Annotated in this window: 13 protein-coding genes; 11 read left to right on the top strand and 2 right to left on the bottom strand. The window is 67.1% G+C overall.

The genetic code is table 11. The features are described 5' to 3' along the window. Positions 1-23: 23 nt before the first annotated feature. Positions 24-1,562 carry a threonine ammonia-lyase, biosynthetic gene (gene ilvA / locus CVA01_RS00175; RefSeq protein WP_014010320.1) on the top strand — a complete coding sequence of 513 codons (1,539 nt, stop codon included), beginning with the start codon at positions 24-26 and terminating at the stop codon, positions 1,560-1,562. A 128-nt stretch (positions 1,563-1,690) separates the two neighbouring features. Continuing rightward, entirely contained in the window at positions 1,691-3,022 is a 1,332-nt protein-coding gene (locus CVA01_RS00170) for a hypothetical protein (RefSeq protein WP_141327707.1), read from the top strand. Between the two features lie 3 nt (positions 3,023-3,025). Here the strand turns inward: CVA01_RS00170 and CVA01_RS00165 are convergent, their stop codons facing one another. Next, positions 3,026-3,700 (bottom strand): ACT domain-containing protein, encoded by a 675-nt coding sequence (locus tag CVA01_RS00165; RefSeq protein ID WP_041630069.1) that lies wholly within the window; start codon positions 3,698-3,700, stop codon positions 3,026-3,028. Between the two features lie 163 nt (positions 3,701-3,863). Between CVA01_RS00165 and gatC the strand changes: the two genes are divergently transcribed. Together gatC and gatA are read left to right on the top strand one after the other, a co-directional pair. Beyond that, on the top strand, positions 3,864-4,169 hold the full coding sequence (gatC, locus tag CVA01_RS00160) for an Asp-tRNA(Asn)/Glu-tRNA(Gln) amidotransferase subunit GatC (protein ID WP_014010317.1): 306 nt from the start codon (positions 3,864-3,866) through the stop codon (positions 4,167-4,169). 24 nt (positions 4,170-4,193) lie between these two features. Further along, positions 4,194-5,690 carry an Asp-tRNA(Asn)/Glu-tRNA(Gln) amidotransferase subunit GatA gene (gene gatA / locus CVA01_RS00155; RefSeq protein ID WP_141327705.1) on the top strand — a complete coding sequence of 499 codons (1,497 nt, stop codon included), beginning with the start codon at positions 4,194-4,196 and terminating at the stop codon, positions 5,688-5,690. Here gatA and CVA01_RS00150 read toward each other — a convergent pair. After that, complete coding sequence (locus tag CVA01_RS00150) at positions 5,654-6,349, bottom strand: TetR/AcrR family transcriptional regulator (RefSeq protein WP_141327702.1); 696 nt, start codon at positions 6,347-6,349, stop codon at positions 5,654-5,656. The two genes, gatA and CVA01_RS00150, sit on opposite strands and share 37 nt — an antisense overlap. A gap of 223 nt (positions 6,350-6,572) precedes the next feature. Here CVA01_RS00150 and CVA01_RS15400 point away from each other — a divergent pair, with 223 nt between their 5' ends. The 7 genes from CVA01_RS15400 to pntB all read left to right on the top strand — a co-directional run bounded on the left by CVA01_RS15400 (position 6,573) and on the right by pntB (position 15,685). Then, positions 6,573-7,244: an NUDIX domain-containing protein gene (locus CVA01_RS15400; RefSeq protein ID WP_041630068.1), complete on the top strand. Its 672-nt coding sequence runs from the start codon at positions 6,573-6,575 to the stop codon at positions 7,242-7,244. A 27-nt stretch (positions 7,245-7,271) separates the two neighbouring features. Beyond that, the gene (locus CVA01_RS00140; RefSeq protein ID WP_170209638.1) at positions 7,272-8,717 is read left to right on the top strand and encodes an MFS transporter; all 1,446 of its coding nucleotides are present in this window, start codon (positions 7,272-7,274) and stop codon (positions 8,715-8,717) included. A 24-nt stretch (positions 8,718-8,741) separates the two neighbouring features. Further along, the gene (locus CVA01_RS00135) at positions 8,742-9,770 is read left to right on the top strand and encodes an ATP-dependent 6-phosphofructokinase (protein WP_014010312.1); all 1,029 of its coding nucleotides are present in this window, start codon (positions 8,742-8,744) and stop codon (positions 9,768-9,770) included. Between the two features lie 63 nt (positions 9,771-9,833). Then, positions 9,834-10,802 (top strand): bile acid:sodium symporter family protein, encoded by a 969-nt coding sequence (locus tag CVA01_RS00130; protein ID WP_141327698.1) that lies wholly within the window; start codon positions 9,834-9,836, stop codon positions 10,800-10,802. 11 nt (positions 10,803-10,813) lie between these two features. After that, complete coding sequence (gatB, locus tag CVA01_RS00125; RefSeq protein WP_141327696.1) at positions 10,814-12,331, top strand: Asp-tRNA(Asn)/Glu-tRNA(Gln) amidotransferase subunit GatB; 1,518 nt, start codon at positions 10,814-10,816, stop codon at positions 12,329-12,331. Between the two features lie 313 nt (positions 12,332-12,644). Beyond that, positions 12,645-14,186, top strand: coding sequence for a Re/Si-specific NAD(P)(+) transhydrogenase subunit alpha (locus CVA01_RS00120; protein WP_141327694.1), 1,542 nt, complete (start codon positions 12,645-12,647; stop codon positions 14,184-14,186). Continuing rightward, positions 14,186-15,685, top strand: coding sequence for a Re/Si-specific NAD(P)(+) transhydrogenase subunit beta (pntB, locus tag CVA01_RS00115; RefSeq protein WP_141327691.1), 1,500 nt, complete (start codon positions 14,186-14,188; stop codon positions 15,683-15,685). The genes CVA01_RS00120 and pntB overlap by 1 nt, the downstream gene beginning before the upstream one ends. Positions 15,686-15,699: the final 14 nt, after the last annotated feature.

Genomic DNA, 15,699 nt, shown 5'->3' with positions numbered 1-15,699 from the left:
ACCGCTGAGTAGCATGGTCAACCATGGCAAAGACTTCTGCTGAATACCTCCGCGACATCGTCTCCGCGCCGGTCTACCGGGCCGCGAAGCACACCCCCATTGAAATGATGGACGGACTGTCGGAGCGAATTCACAACCGGGTGCTGGTCAAGCGCGAAGACCTGCAGCCGGTGCACAGTTTCAAGCTGCGTGGAGCCTTCAACCGCATGTCCCAGCTCGTCGGCTGTCCCGGCGTGATCACCGCGTCCGCCGGCAACCATGCTCAGGGCGTGGCCCTGTCCGGCCGTGAACTCGGCATGCGCTCGGTCATCGTCATGCCGGTGACCACCCCGTCGATCAAGGTCAACGCCGTGCGTGGGTTCGGGGGTGAGGTCATCCTCCACGGCGAGAACTTCGACGCCGCCCAGGCCAAGGCTAAGGAACTCTCCCAGCTCGAGGGCCTGGAGTACGTCCCGCCGTTCGACGACGAGGCCGTCATCGCCGGCCAGGGCACCATCGGTCTGGAGATCTTCCAGTCCGGCCCGGTCGACCGGGTCTTCGTCCCGGTCGGTGGCGGTGGACTCGCCGCCGGAGTGGCCGTCCTGCTCAAGGAGCTCAACCCGGAGATCAAGGTCATCGGTGTGGAGCCTGAGGAGTCCGCCTGCCTCACCGCGGCCCTGGAGGCCGGTGAGCCGGTCACTCTCGACCACGTCAGCCTCTTCGCCGAGGGCGTGGCCGTGAAGACCATCGGCGCCGAGACCTTCCGGCTGTGCCGGGACCATCTCGACGAGGTCATCACCGTCAGCTCCGACGAGATCAGCGCGGCGATCAAGGACCTCTTCGACGACAACCGTGCCGTCGCCGAGCCCGCCGGTGCGACCTCCCTGGCCGGCCTGAAGAAGTACGTCGCCACCCACGACATCCACGACGAGACCCTGGTCAACATCCTCTCGGGCGCGAACCTCAACTTCCACACCCTGCGCTACATCTCCGAGCGCGCCGAGCTCGGTGAGGGCGGCGAGGGCATCTTCGCCGTCTCCATCCCCGAGGAGCAGGGCGCGTTCCTGCGTTTCTGCCAGGTGCTCGACGGCAGGATGGTCACAGAGTTCAACTACCGCGTCGACGAGCGCAGCGGTGGCCAGGACACCGACCACAGGGCCCGCATCTTCGTCGGTGTGCAGCTCAAGGGTGGCGTCGAGGAACGCACCGCCATCGCGGACGCCCTGGGTGGGGCCGGCTACGACGTGGTCGACCTCTCCGACGACGAGACCGCCAAGGAGCACGTGCGCTACATGATCGGCGGCGTGCCGCCGTCACCCGTCAACGAGCGGATCTTCTCCTTCGAGTTCCCGGAGCACCCCGGCGCCCTCGTGCGCTTCCTCGACGTCCTGGGCACCCGCTGGAACATCACCGCGTTCCACTACCGCAGCCAGGGCATGGACTACGGCCGCGTCCTCGCCGGTTTCGAGGACGCCGACTCCACCGAGTTCGAGGAGCACCTCGCTGAGCTCGGGTTCCCGTTCGCCGAGATCACCGACGATCCCTCGTACCAGCTCTTCCTCGCCCCGGGCTCTGCGGAGTAACTCACCGCGCCGCCTACGTGGGAGGGGATGTCGGCCTCGCGCAGCCTGAGGTTGTGGGCGAGGTGCTCAGAGCGACCTCAGACTGCGTGCTGCGGACATGGGGTGTTGGGGGCCGGTAGCGTGGGGCCATGGACTGGACCACACTGCGCACACAGTTGTCGGGGTACCCGGAACTGACGCTACACGGGCATCTCGGTGGCCCGGGAGATTTCGGGGACGGGGAGTGCCGTGAGGGGCACACCGAGATCTGGCGGCAGGGGAGACGCCTGCGGGTCGAGGTCGACGGTGCTCCTGAGTTCCTCTGTGACGGGGAGACCTCGTGGAGTATGGAACCGACGCGGCATCTGACCGGTCTCGCGGGGACGCCGGTGGCAGCGCCGGCGGGAAAGCTCATCTACCACGGGGATGCCCGTACCTTCGTGCATCCACGGGAGGACCGTGACTGGTCCGGGGACGACTTCATCCGGCCTGAGGAGGAGGTCATCGCTGAACGTTTCCAGGGGCGTGACTGCTGGACGGTGGCGCTGAAAGCACCACGGCGCAAGGTCGGTCCGCTGCGGATGTGGGTCGACCAGGAGTCCGGGTACCTGCTCGGCGAGGTCAACGAACACCCGGACGCCGCAGGCGCGCAGGCCTGGATCGAGGACAGCGAGATCAACGTCCCACTCGACGATTCCCTGTTCGTCTGGGACGGACCGACCGTGACACGGGCGGAGGTCAAGGCCGCGCAGAAGGAGGATCTCCGGGCCCTGGAGGAATCGCAACGCGCCTGGTTCCGGGAGCACATCGCCGACGGACCACTGAGGATCCCCGCCACAGTGGACCTGTCTCCGACGCAGTGTTCCTACCGCGAGGACGGGACGTTCGTCGCAGGCAATGATGGAATCATTATCAGGCGCGAAGGTGTCGGATCTGAGGCCGAGCACTCCGTCGACATCGCCTGGACCGAGGACGGACTCCGCACCACAATGCGTGTCCAGAACCGCTCGGTAGTTCCGGACGTCTCACTCCGCGACGTGCTCCGGGCGCGCTTTGACGGAGGGGACCCGGAGGTGACGGCAGACGAACCTGCGGAGTTGTGGCGGCTCTGCAGACAGGAGAAGGAGGAACTCGCCCGCACCCGGATGCTGGCGCACATCGTCTCGGACCTCTCACCGGTTCCGGTGACCCTGGATCTCACCCCGACCGCGGTTCCGGTACACGATGACGTCACCGGCGAGTTCACCGCCTACGGTGAGGACTTCTCGCTGACACAGAGCCGGCGTGTGGAGAGCATGGGGAAGACCGCTATGAATGACCCGTCCTCGGAACTCCACCGGTGGTCGACCCCGGACGTCGACTGTGAACTCACGGTGGGCGGCCTGGTCTCCGTCGACCGCGCCGGGATGGCGGCACTCTGGGAACAGTTGCATCCCGGCGTCCCCGTGGACCGGTACTCCCGCTACCGGCCGGAGGCCTGATTCTCAGCCCAACAGTGAGCCGAGGATCAGGCCGAGCTCGCCGAGGTGATCGATCTCCGAGAGCAGGAAATCCGGCCCGCCCGGACGGCCGATGACCATGATGAGGTCGGTGCCGTCCAGGGGAGTGGCGGCCAGCGCGGAGTCCATGACAGTCCAGGACTCCGGCACCCAGTCGTCGCGGTCTGTCAGGGCACGGGCCTCGGACACCGGGGTGGCGTGCAGCACCCGGCCGTCGTCCTCGGGCGCGGAGGAGGACGCAGCCACCCGACGTACCGCCACAGCGCCCTCGCCCTCGGTGACGGACTCCAGCACCACGACCCACTGCACGGACATGGTCTGCGGCAGCTTCTCCAGCAGGGATTCGAGCCCCTCGGTCCGGGCCGCCCGGCGGGCGACGGCGGCGAGCAGGCTGACCTGGCCACGACGGTCGACCGTCCCGGAGAACGGGCGGATGGAGTCGACGTAGACCCCCTCGACCTCCTGGGCGGCGCTGATGAGGGCGTCGGCGAGGCGTCCGGCGGGCAGGTCGACGACGATGTCATCGACCACGGTGCCGTCGGGGTCATGCTCGACCACGTCAACGGTGCGGATGTCTCCGTCGACGGCCCCGAGTGTCGCGGCGATCAGGCCGAGAGTTCCGGGGACATCGGGCAGTCGGACGCGCATCAGGTAGGACAAGGAAGACCTCGAAGGAGTGTGGGGTGGACGTGATCGGACAGCCCGATTGTAGCGAAGGGACCCACCCTCCGGCCGGGTGAAACACCGGGACGGTGAAACACCGGGACCCCGGGGCGACTAGAGTGTCTGAGGTACAGGAACACTGATCAGAAAGGGATCCCCTGTGTCAGAGATCTCCCGTGACGAGGTCGCGCACCTCGCCAGGCTCTCCCGCCTCGCCCTGACGGAGGAGGAGCTCATCCACTTCGCCGAGCAGATCGACGGCATCGTCGAAACGGTCGCCGCTGTCCAGGAGGTGGACACCGAAGGTGTCGCCCCGCTGAGCCACCCGACCCAGAACGTCGACGGGGACGTCTCCGTCATGCGTGAGGATGTCCCCGAGTCCCTGCTCACCGCCGAGCAGGCCCTCGACCAGGCACCGAAGCAGGCGCAGGACCGCTACCAGGTCCCCCGGATCCTCGGCGAATAGACGGACGAGCAGGAGAAAGAACACATGACTGATCAGACAGCACTCGTCGGCTCCCGCGACGATTCCGACCTCACCACCTGGACCGCCGCCGCCCTGGCGGAGAAGATCCACGCCGGTGAGGTCAGCTCGGTGGACGTCACCCGCGCCCACCTCGACCGCATCGCCGCCGTCGACAGCGACGTCCACGCCTTCCTCCACGTCGGTGGGACCGAGGCTCTCGCCGCCGCCGAGCAGGCCGACAAGGACATCGCCGCCGGGAATGTCGCGTCCCCGCTGGCCGGTGTGCCGCTGGCCCTCAAGGACGTCTTCACCACCACCGATGCACCGACCACCTGTGCCTCGAAGATCCTCGAGGGCTACATGAGCCCCTACGACGCCACGGTGACGAAGAAGATCCGTGCCGCGGGCATCCCGATCCTCGGCAAGACCAACATGGACGAGTTCGCCATGGGTTCCTCCACGGAGAACTCCGCCTACGGTCCGACCCACAATCCCTGGGACCTCACCCGCACAGCGGGTGGTTCCGGCGGCGGCTCCTCCGCAGCCCTGGCCGCAGGCATGGCCCCGCTGGCCATCGGCACCGACACCGGTGGATCGATCCGTCAGCCCGCCGCGTTGACCAACACCGTCGGTGTGAAGCCGACCTACGGCACCGTCTCCCGCTACGGTCTGGTCGCCTGTGCGTCCTCCCTGGACCAGGGCGGCCCCACCGGCCGCACCGTGCTGGACACCGCCCTGCTGCACGAGGTCATCGCCGGCCACGACCGGTTCGACGCCACCAGCTCGCAGCGTCCGGTCGCCCCGGTCGTCGCTGCCGCGAAGGAGGGCGCCAACGGTGACCTGCGCGGTGTGAAGATCGGCGTGGTCAAGCAGCTGGAGTCCGTCCGTGGCCTCCAGGCCGGTGTGGAGGAGAGCTACAAGGCCTCTCTCGAGCAGCTGAAGAGCCAGGGCGCGGAGATCGTCGAGGTCGACTGCCCCTCCTTCGACTACGCCCTCAACGCCTACTACCTCATTCTCCCCTGTGAGGTCAGCTCCAACCTGGCCCGCTTCGACGGCATGCGCTACGGCCAGCGCCGAGGCGACGACGGCCACCACTCCGCCGACGAGGTCATGGCGATCACCCGCGCCGAGGGCTTCGGCCCGGAGGTCAAGCGACGCATCATCCTGGGCACCTACGCCCTGTCGGTCGGCTACTACGACGCCTACTACATCAAGGCGCAGCGCGTCCGTAACCTCATCGCCCAGGACTTCGCCAAGGCATTCCAGGACGTTGACGTGCTGGTTTCCCCGGTTACCCCGACCACGGCCTTCGCGCTGGGGGAGAAGGCCGACGATCCGCTGGCGATGTACCTCTTCGACCTGTGCACCCTGCCGCTGAATCTGGCCGGTGTGTGCGGTATGTCCGTGCCGGGGCCGCTGGCCACCGACACCGGACTGCCGGTGGGCCTGCAGATCATGGGCCCGGCCCACGGCGATGACCGGCTCTACAAGGTCGGCGCCGCGTTCGAGTCCGGCCGGTAGTAGGCCGGGGGCTGCCATTCGGGCCATTCGTTCTCCAGACCGGCGATGACGAAGTCCACGGTCTGCTCCGCCTGGTCCTCGGCGAGCTCTTCGCCCACCTCGGGTTCGACGGTCTCACCGTCGGTGAGGGTCTCGGCCCGGTCGAACTCCTCCTCACCGTCGGGCCGGCCGCGCAGCCGGTCCATCCGGTTCTGCAGGCCGGTGAAGGCGTCACGCAGCGTCGCCATGGCGAAGTAGATCTGCGCGTCATTGATGTCCAGGGCGTTCAGCCGGTCGCGCCAGGGGAGGAAGACCGGATGGAACGCCCCTTCCTCGGGGACCTGGGACTGGGCGATGCCGTGGAACCCGGGGAATTCACCACAGATCCGCCAGTACTCGGCGGCCCAGCTACGCAGAACCGTCTGCCAGTCGGCGTCCCGGTCGATGAGGTCATCGATGTTGTGGAACTCTGCGGCGACGGTCATCATGCAGGCGTCAAGGACTGCCTCGCGGGAGTCGTACACCCGGTAGAGGGCGGACGCACCGACGCCGAGGCGACGTGCGATGGCGGACAGGGAGAAGTGGTCCAGACCCATGTCGAAGGCCTCGCGGACGACGTCCTCGGCACTGAACACGGGCTTGCGACCGGACCGGCGTGAGGTCGTCGGGATCGGGGACACCGTGGGCGTGTAGACCGGAAACTCCTGGCCGTCAATCTGAGGGGTCGGGTGGGAGACGGAGTGAGGGGCTGAGTGGGTGACAGTGTGTGGCACTGCCGTCGGGTGCTCGTGCATGGATGTCACCCTAGCCTGGGGCGTTGAGGGACAGTACAACTTTCGAGAAGTGAGAGCCGATGATTTACGCCACCGGCCCCGGACACCTAGTCGGCGTACCCTGGCGCCCATGTCTGAACAGGTGATCCACGGAGACGGTTGGGCGGTCGGATCGGACGGTGTCCGGCGCTGGGGAACCCTCGGCGCAGCAGGGCTCTTCCTCACCACCGTCGAGAACGGTGTGACGCTGTTGCTCGTCCAGCACCGTGCGATGTGGACCAACTTCGGCGGCACCTGGGGCATCCCCGGCGGTGCGGTGGACATCGGTGAGTCAGCGACCGAGGCCGCGCTTCGCGAGACACAGGAGGAGACCGGGGTGGACCCGGCCGACGTCACCGTCACCACCTCCGCCGTCACCTCCCGCGCCGCCCTGGAGCACGTGCTGCGCCGCGTACCGCTGGAGGACGCCGAGCTTCCGCTCGCGGCCCCGGTGACCGACGCCGTCGCCTCCGGCCTGCGGTTGTTCGACGCCCTCCGCGAGAACCCGGTGACGCACCCGGACACCGGTCACCGGTTGGTCGCCACCATTGACGGCCAGTTGTGCTGGGAGGTTCCGGACCCCACCGTGGAGGAGTGGACCTACACCACGGTGCTGGGCACCGCGTCCCACACCCTGGAACTGACGCCGACGGCGGAAAGCACCGATCTCGCCTGGTGCCCGATCGACGAGGTGGCGGAGCTCCGACTCCTTCCGGCCTTCCGTGAGGCGTTGCCGGGACTGCGGGAGATGCTCGGGGAGTGACGGCCGGATGTGGCAGACTGTCCCTCTGTGACTGACCCCGCCCCCGAGACCACCGACCGTTATCCCGCCCTGCCGCTGCCCGAGCCGCGGGCGTGGAAGGCGCTGATCGCGCTGTGCACCGGGTTCTTCATGATCCTGCTCGACCAGACGATCGTGGCGGTGGCGACCCCGGACTTCCAGGAATACCTCGACGCCGACTACAACCAGGTCATCTGGGTCACCTCTGTGTACCTGCTGACCTTCGCGGTGCCGCTGCTGGTCACCGGACGCCTCGGCGACCGCTTCGGACCGAAGAACGTCTACTGCGTGGGCATGGTGGTGTTCACCCTGTCCTCGCTGTGGTGCGGTCTGTCAGGCAGCATCGAGATGCTCATCGCCGCCCGCGCGGTCCAGGGACTGGGCGCTGCCCTGCTCACCCCTCAGACCATGGCGGTGATCAACCGAGTCTTCGCCCGAAACCGTCGCGGTGCGGCGCTGGGTGCCTGGGGTGCGACTGCGAGCCTGTCGACGCTCACCGGTCCGATCCTCGGTGGCGTGATCACCGAGTACGTCGGCTGGGAGTGGATCTTCTTCGTCAACGTGCCCATCGGCGTCCTCTCGATCGTCGCGGTGACGGCGTGGGTGCCACGGGTGCGGACCACCACCCGGCCGATCGACCCGCTGTCGATCCTGCTGTCGATGGTCGCGGTCTTCCTCCTCGTCTTCGCCCTGCAGCAGGGCGAGAAGGAGCACTGGACCTGGTGGATCTGGGGGTTGGTCGCGGTCTCCGTGCCGCTGTTCGCCGCCTTCGTCCGCCAGCAGGTCGTCGCCGAGGCAACCGGACGCGATCCCCTGATGCCGCTGAGCCTGTTCTCGGTGCGCAACTTCAGCCTGGGAAATATCGGCATCACCGGCATGGGCTTCACTGTGGCATCCATCCCGCTGCCGATCACGCTGTACTACCAGCAGGTGCACGGACTCTCTCCGCTGGGCGCGGGTCTGATGATGATCCCGCAGGCGGCGACCTCGCTGGTGCTCTCGCCGATCGTCGGACGACTCAGCGACCGCCACAGCGCCCGGAAGTTCGGCGCCTTCGGTTTCACCATGATGACGGTGTCCATCGTGGCGATGACCCTGGTGATGTCCGGCGGCGTCAGCCACTACTGGACGATCCTCCCGCTCATCGGCCTGGGTGTGGGCAACTCCTTCGTCTGGGCGCCGAACTCGGCGTCCACCATGCGTGATCTCGCCCCGGAGCAGATGGGCGTCGGCTCCGGCGTCTACAACCAGACCCGACAGCTCGGCTCGGTCATCGGTGCCGCGGCCGTCGGTGCGGTCATGCAGTGGCGCCTCACCGTCACCGACCCGGCCAGCGCCTTCGGCGAGGCGATCCTGCTCGCCGCGGCGGTGATCCTCGTGGGCACGGTCACCTCGCTGATGTCGCGGGACAACCACGTCGGGGCCGCCACACAGACAGCCGGCGGGCGCTCCTGAGTCTGTGCCGCTAGTCTGGGGCCCATGCGCATCGCGACCCTGACCAGTGGTGGAGACTGTCCCGGACTGAACGCCGTCATCCGGGGGGTGGTTCGGACGGCGGCGGGCCACGGTGCCACCGTCATCGGCTACGAGGACGGCTGGCAGGGCCTCGTCGAGGACCGACGCAAGCAACTCTACGACGACGAGGACATCGACCGCATCCTCACCCGCGGCGGCACCATCCTGGGGACCGGACGCCTGCCGGTCGACGAGTTCACCGGGGCGATCGACCGGGTCAAGGAGAATCTCGCGGACGCCGGGATCGACGCCCTCATCACCATCGGCGGCGAGGGGACGCTCAAGGGGGCACAGTTCCTCCACGAACACGGCGTTCCGGTGGTGGGCGTGCCCAAGACCATCGACAACGACGTCAACGCCACCGACTACACCTTCGGTTTCGACTCCGCCGTGGCCGTGGCCACCGATGCGATCGACCGGCTCCACACCACCGCGGAATCCCACAACCGTGTGATGATCGTCGAGGTCATGGGACGCCACGTCGGCTGGATCGCCCTGCACGCCGGCATGGCCGGCGGCGCCCACGACATCCTCATCCCCGAGCACCCCTTCGACATCGAGGACGTCTGTACCCGCATGGCCCGTCGCTTCCAGCTGGGGGAGAAGTACGGGATCATCGTCGTCGCCGAGGGCGCGGCACCCAAGGAGGGGACGCTGGAGATGGCAGAGCGGGAGGTTGACCAGTTCGGCCACCAGAAATTCGGCAACGTCGGCGCACTGATCGCCCACGAGATCCAGAACCGGCTGGACGCCGACGTGCGCTCCACCGTCCTCGGCCACATCCAGCGCGGTGGCACACCAACCGCCTTCGACCGGGTGCTGGCCACCCGCTACGCCGTCCACGCCACCAAAGCCGCGCTGCGCGGGGACTTCGGCCTGGTTGTCGCCCTACGCGGCGAAGCCATCCGGCTGGTCAGTTTCGACGACGCTGTGGGTCAGCTCAAGTGCGTTCCGGACCACCGGTGGGAGAGCGCCCTGTCGCTGCTGGGGTGACAACGGTGCTGACCCGGGTTCCGTGACCTGAACCACCCGGGATCACGCAAGGTGACGTTCACCATGGATGCACCGGAACACAGCTCTCCGCAGAACGCCGACCGCAGCGCCTATGTCGCGACCCTCGGATTCCCTCTCCTCGTCATCATCGGCGGACTCGTCGGATTCTTCGGCCACGGCACCGTCGGCGGACACAGTGACTGGGTCAACCCCCTGCTCGGCCTCATCATGTTCGGCATGGGCCTGACGCTGCAGCCCGCAGACTTCGGCCTCGTCGTCAGGCGACCGCTGCCGGTCCTCATCGGCGTGGTCGCCCAGTACGTCATCATGCCGTTGGCCGCCCTCCTGGTGGTGTGGGTCCTGCAGCTGCCGGACGCGGTCGCCGCCGGCGTCATCCTCGTCGGCTGTGCGCCCGGTGGTACAGCCTCCAATGTCGTGTCCTACCTGGCCCGCGGTGACCTGGCACTGTCGGTCGCCATGACCTCGGTATCGACCCTGCTGGCGCCGCTGCTCACCCCGGTCCTGACCCTGTGGCTGGCAGGGGAGTACATGCCGCTCGACGGCGGAGGGATGGCCCTGGACATCGTCAAGATCGTCCTGGTCCCCGTCATCCTGGGCCTGGTGGTCCGGGTGTTCCTGCCGAAGGCGGTGGCCCGCGTCCTGCCTGTGCTGCCGTGGGTGTCCGTCATCGCCATCGCCGTCGTGGTGGCACTGGTCGTCTCCAACGCGCACGACAGCATCCTCGACGCCGGCCTGTCCGTCCTGGTGGCGGTCGTCCTCCACAACCTGCTCGGTATGGCACTCGGCTTCGGCGCCGGAGCGGCGACCGGTCAACCGCTTCGGGACAGGCGGACCATGGCGATCGAGGTCGGCATGCAGAACTCCGGGCTGGCAGCGGGCCTGGCGGCCCAGTACATGGAACCGCTCTCAGCGATCCCCGGCGCCATCTTCTCGGTCTGGCACAATATCTCCGGATCGCTGTTCGCCATGCTCTGCAGGGCTGTCGACAGACGACGCGCGACGACGCACTAGAGTAGGTGACCATGACTGCCGCGGTGAACGATTACTCCGATGATGTGATGGACTACGACGAGGTGCTGGAGCGCTTCGACCCCGTGATGGGTATGGAGGTCCACGTCGAGCTGCTGACGAAGTCGAAGATGTTCTCGACCTCGTCCGCGGAGTTCGGCGACGACCCGAACAGCAACGTCGACCCGGTGTGCCTGGGTCTGCCGGGCGCTCTGCCCGTGGTCAACCGCCAGGGTGTGGAGTGGGCCATCAAGATCGGCCTGGCCCTGAACTGCGAGATCGCCCCGTACTCCCGCTTCGCCCGGAAGAACTACTTCTACCCGGACCAGCCGAAGAACTACCAGATCTCCCAGTACGACGAGCCCATCGCCCACGACGGCTACCTCGACATCGTCCTCGACGACGGCACCCCGTGGCGCGTCGAGATCGAGCGCGCCCACATGGAGGAGGACACAGCCAAGCTGACCCACCTCGGTGGCGCCGGCGGCCGCATCCGAGGCGCCACCGCCTCCCTGGTGGACGCCAACCGTGCCGGCATCCCGCTCATCGAGATCGTGACCAAGCCGATCGAGGGCGCAGGTGCCCGCGCTCCGGAGGTCGCCCGCGCCTACGTCACCGCCCTGCGTGAGCTGGTCAAGGCCCTCGGCGTCTCCGATGTCCGCATGGACCAGGGCTCGATGCGCGTGGATTCCAACCTCTCGCTGCGTCCGATCGGTACCACCGAGTTCGGTACCCGTACCGAGTCGAAGAACATCAACTCCCTGAAGTCGGTCGAGCAGGCCGTGCGCTTCGAGATGCAGCGTCAGGCCGCCTGCCTTGTCAACGGTGTGGAGATCGTCCAGGAGACCCGCCACTACCAGGAGACCGACGGGACCACCGCCAAGGGCCGTCCCAAGGAGACCATGGCGGACTACCGCTACTTCAACGATCCGGACCTGCCTCCGGTCCTGGCGCCGGCCGAGTGGGTCGAGGAGATCCGCGCGACGCTGCCGGAGATGCCGTGGATCCGCCGGGCCCGCATCCAGGAGGAGTGGGGTCTCAAGGACGAGGAGATGCGTGACCTCGTCAACGCCGGCGCCCTCGACCTCATCATCGCCACCGTTGAGGCCGGCGCCGGTGCCACCGAATCCCGCAGCTGGTGGGTCGCCTACCTCGCCCAGAAGGCCAACGAGGCCGGCACCGACCTCGAGGGCCTGGCCATCACCCCGGCCCAGGTCGCCCGCGTCATCGCCCTCATCGGTGAAGGCAAGCTGACCAACAAGCTCGCCCGCCAGGCCGTCGACGGCGTCCTCGCGGGGGAGGGGGACATCGACGAAGTCGTCGCCGCCCGCGGTCTGGAGGTCGTCCGTGACGACGGTGCCATCGAGAAGGCCGTGGAGGACGCTCTGGCGGCCAGCCCGGACATCGTGGAGAAGTACCGTGCCGGCAACAAGAAGGTCACCGGTGCGATCGTGGGTCAGGTCATGAAGACCACCCGCGGCAAGGCCGACCCGGCCCAGGTGAACAAGATCATCGCGGAGAAGCTGGGCTAGGCCTGCCGTGTGAACCGCCGGTCATCATAGCCCCCGCAGGAGTGTTTCTTGAAGAAATAACAATCCTGCGGGGGTTTCGGCGTTTTTCACCCGCTTCGGGGGTGATGTGGGGGTGAACTTACGGAGGTGTCAGGGTACTTAACGGAAAACCGGTGACGTACGTCGCATGAGACTGCATACTTAATGAGACGTTTACAGACGTGACCCATTTTACGACCGGTCCGTTGCGAGCTTCCGGCGCCCCGGCCACCCATCCGTGTGCCTGTGAACCTGGAAGCCCGGCGACCGACCCCGCTCTTCGAGGAGCCCTCCGTTGCTCATTGGTATCCCCAGGGAACCACAGACACTGGTCGCTGCCACCCCGGACACCGTCGGCAAGCTCATCAAGCTGGGCTACGACGTTGCTGTCCAGTCCGGTGCCGGCGACCAGGCAAACCACCCCGACAGCCAGTACGAGTCCGCCGGTGCGCGGATCGTCGGCGATGACGTCTGGTCCACGGCCGACATCATCACCACGCTCGACACCCCCTCCGCCGAGCAGCGTGCGGCCATGAAGCCGCAGGCCACGCTGATCGCCCGCCTCGCCCCCGGGCGCAACGACGAGCTGGTCGCCGATCTCGCGGCGAAGAACCTCACGGCCATGGCGATGGACACCGTCCCGCGCATCAGTCGTGCGCAGGCCATGGACGTGCTCAGCTCCCAGGCCAACGTCGCCGGTTACCGTGCGGTCATCGAGGCCGCCAACACCTTCGGTCGACTGTTCACCGGTCAGGTCACCGCCGCCGGTAAGGTTCCGCCCGCCACCGTGTACGTCATCGGCACCGGTGTGGCAGGCCTCGCCGCCATCGGTACCGCCAACTCCATGGGTGCGGTCGTCAAGGCCACCGACCTCCGTCCGGAGACCGCCGAGCAGGTCGAGTCGATGGGCGCCGAGTTCGTCGCCATCCCGACCGCCTCGGAGAAGTCCGACGACGGCTACGCCAAGGAGATGACGCAGGACCAGGCTGCCGCCGCCGCGAAACTCTACGCCGAGCAGGCCGCCCGGGCCGATATCGTCATCACCACCGCTAACATCCCGGGTCGCAAGTCCCCGGTGCTGCTCACCGCGGCCGACGTCGCCGCGATGACCCCCGGTTCGGTCATCGTCGACATGGCCGCCGCCAACGGCGGTAACTGTGAACTCACCGTCCCCGGTGAGGTGACCGAGACCGACAACGGTGTGAAGATCATCGGCTACACCGACCTGGCAGGACGCCTTCCTGCGCAGTCCTCCCAGCTCTACGGCCAGAACATCGTCAACCTGTTCAAGCTCGTCACCCCGGGCAAGGACGGCCGGCTGGTCCTGGACATGGACGACGAGATCGTCCGTGGCATCACGGTCACCCAGGCGTCCGCCACCGGGTCGGCGTCCGACATCCTGTGGCCGCCGCCGCCCGTGAAGGTCTCCGCCGCACCGGCGCCCGCTCCGGCTGCTGCCACTGCTGCCGCCGAGGCCGAAGAAGAGGAGCCGAAGGGTTCCGGTCTGTGGTGGAAGATCGTCGCCGGTGCGCTCGGTGTGGCACTCGTGCTCGCCAGCCCGCTGTCGGTGACCACGAACTACATGATCCTCATGCTCGCCGTCGTGGTCGGCTTCTATGTCATCACCGCGGTCTCGCACTCCCTGCACACACCGCTGATGAGTGAGACCAACGCGATCTCCGGCATCATCCTGGTCGGTGCCGTGCTCCAGGTCGGATCGTCGAATGCGGCGATCGCGGTCCTGGCGTTCATCGCGGTCGTTATCGCCTCGATCAACATCTTCGGCGGCTTCGCCGTCACCCGACGCATGCTCGCCATGTTCCAGGGAGGTAACTGATGAATTCCTTCATCCTCGCCACTGAGGTCACCAACCCGGATGTGTCCCAGGATCTCCTGGACTGGACCGACCGGATCTCCACTCTCGCCTACCTCGTCGCGGCCCTGCTGTTCATCCTGGCTCTCGCCGGTCTGTCCAAGCAGCAGTCCGCCTCTCGGGGCAACACCTTCGGCATCGCCGGTATGACCATCGCTCTGGTGGCCACGGTCTTCAAGGCTGCCGTCCAGTCCCACGCGGACCCCGAGAACTACAACGACGCCTGGGTCACCATCCTCCTCGTCGCGGTCGCCATGCTCATCGGTGCCGTCATCGGTATCGCCCGTGCCAGCAAGGTCGAGATGACCGGCATGCCCGAGCTCATCGCGATGCTGCACTGCTTCGTAGGTGCGGCCGCTGTGCTCATCGGTGTCAACTCCTTCATCCACGCCGAGCACACCTCCGAGGCCGGCTACGAGAAGTTCCACCTCGGTGAGGTCTACCTCGGCATCTTCATCGGTGCCGTCACCTTCACCGGCTCGATCATCGCCTACCTGAAGCTCTCTGCCCGTATGAAGGGTGCCCCGCTCACCCTCCCGGGTCGTAACCTGCTGAACCTGGCGATCATCGTCCTCTCCGTCGTCGGCATGGTCTTCTTCATCCTCACCGGTACCGAAGAGGCCGACAACAAGGCTGTCGCATGGACGATCCTCGGCATCATGATCGTCCTGGCCCTGCTGCTGGGTCTGCACCTCGTCGCCGCCATCGGTGGCGGTGACATGCCGGTCGTCGTGTCCATGCTGAACTCCTACTCCGGTTGGGCCGCCGCAGCGGCCGGTTTCATGCTGGCAAACCCGCTGCTCATCATCACCGGCGCACTGGTCGGTTCCTCCGGTGCCTACCTGTCCTACATCATGTGCAAGGCGATGAACCGTTCGTTCATCTCCGTCATCCTGGGTGGCTTCGGCACCGAGGCGTCCTCCAGTGACGACCGTGACTACGGCACGCACACCGAGATCACCGCCGAGGAGACCGCCGAGCTGCTGAAGGGCGCCAAGTCCGTGATGATCACCCCGGGCTACGGCATGGCCGTGGCCCAGGCCCAGTACCCGGTGGCCGCAATGGTCTCCAAGCTCCGCGAAAAGGGTGTCGACGTCACCTTCGGCATCCACCCGGTCGCCGGCCGTCTGCCCGGTCACATGAACGTGCTCCTGGCCGAGGCCAAGGTGCCCTACGACATCGTGCACGAGATGGACGAGGTCAACGACGACTTCGCCGACATCGACGTGGTGCTCGTCATCGGCGCGAATGACACGGTCAACCCCATCGCCGAAGAGCCCGGCTCGCCGCTCGCCGGCATGCCCGTGCTCAAGGTGTGGGAAGCCAAGCGCGTCGTCGTGTTCAAGCGCTCCATGGGTGCCGGTTACGCCGGCGTCCAGAACCCGCTGTTCTTCAACGAGAACACCGACATGCTCCTCGGCGACGCCAAGGATTCCGTCGAGAAGATCACCTCCGCCCTGTAACCGGCCCTCTCAAC

The sequence above is a fragment of the Corynebacterium variabile genome, from assembly GCF_006539825.1.
Classification (GTDB): Bacteria; Actinomycetota; Actinomycetes; order Mycobacteriales; family Mycobacteriaceae; genus Corynebacterium; species Corynebacterium variabile.
Note: the sequence above shows the minus strand (reverse complement) of the source record. Positions and strands in the feature narration are given on the sequence as shown.

Bases quoted from the DNA above. Each gene is read 5' to 3' on its own strand.
- ilvA (WP_014010320.1), top strand. From the start codon at position 24: ATGGCAAAGACTTCTGCTGAATACCTCCGCGACATCGTCTCCGCGCCG.
- CVA01_RS00170 (WP_141327707.1), top strand. From the start codon at position 1,691: ATGGACTGGACCACACTGCGCACACAGTTGTCGGGGTACCCGGAACTG.
- gatA (WP_141327705.1), top strand. From the start codon at position 4,194: ATGACTGATCAGACAGCACTCGTCGGCTCCCGCGACGATTCCGACCTC.
- CVA01_RS15400 (WP_041630068.1), top strand. From the start codon at position 6,573: ATGTCTGAACAGGTGATCCACGGAGACGGTTGGGCGGTCGGATCGGAC.
- CVA01_RS00135 (WP_014010312.1), top strand. From the start codon at position 8,742: ATGCGCATCGCGACCCTGACCAGTGGTGGAGACTGTCCCGGACTGAAC.
- CVA01_RS00130 (WP_141327698.1), top strand. From the start codon at position 9,834: ATGGATGCACCGGAACACAGCTCTCCGCAGAACGCCGACCGCAGCGCC.
- gatB (WP_141327696.1), top strand. From the start codon at position 10,814: ATGACTGCCGCGGTGAACGATTACTCCGATGATGTGATGGACTACGAC.
- pntB (WP_141327691.1), top strand. From the start codon at position 14,186: ATGAATTCCTTCATCCTCGCCACTGAGGTCACCAACCCGGATGTGTCC.